This window comes from Vibrio sp. 2132-1 (assembly GCF_033344315.1).
In genome coordinates, this window is record NZ_JAWPON010000554.1 from 1 (window position 1) to 603 (window position 603).

Here is a 603-nt window from a genome sequence, read left to right on the forward strand (position 1 = left end):
CTTCGTTCTGCCAGCATTGCAATACTTGCAAGATTTCCCTCGTCGTAAACCTGGGCCTGCGCGTATTTTGATCCTAACGCCTACTCGCGAACTGGCGATGCAGGTTGCCGACCAAGCTCGTGCTTTGGCAAAGAACACTAAGCTGAACATCTTCACGATCACAGGCGGCGTTCAATACCAAGAACACGCAGACATCCTAGCAACTACGCAAGACATCGTAGTTGCAACACCAGGCCGTCTACGTGAGTACATTGATGCAGAACGTTTTGATTGTCGTGCTATCGAATGGCTGGTTCTCGATGAAGCAGACCGCATGCTGGACATGGGCTTTGCTCCAACGGTTGACCGTCTGTCGAATGAATGTCGCTGGCGTAAGCAAACCCTTCTGTTTTCAGCAACATTGGAAGGTAAAGGCGTAGAAGGCTTCACAGCTGACCTACTGAACGAACCAGCAGAGATCGACGCAAAATCGCCACTGCGTGAGCGTAAGAAGATTGCTCAATGGTATCACCGTGCTGATAGCGCAGAACACAAACTGGCTCTGCTGAAACATATCATCACAGAGCAAGCTGAGCGCACTATCGTGTTCTTAAAAACTCGTGA

General features: G+C 49.9%; 1 protein-coding gene. It reads left to right on the forward strand.

The features are described 5' to 3' along the window. Nucleotides 1–603, forward strand: a 603-nt coding sequence (locus R8N47_RS26610; RefSeq protein ID WP_318186284.1) for a DEAD/DEAH box helicase, incomplete at both ends; no start/stop codon positions are given.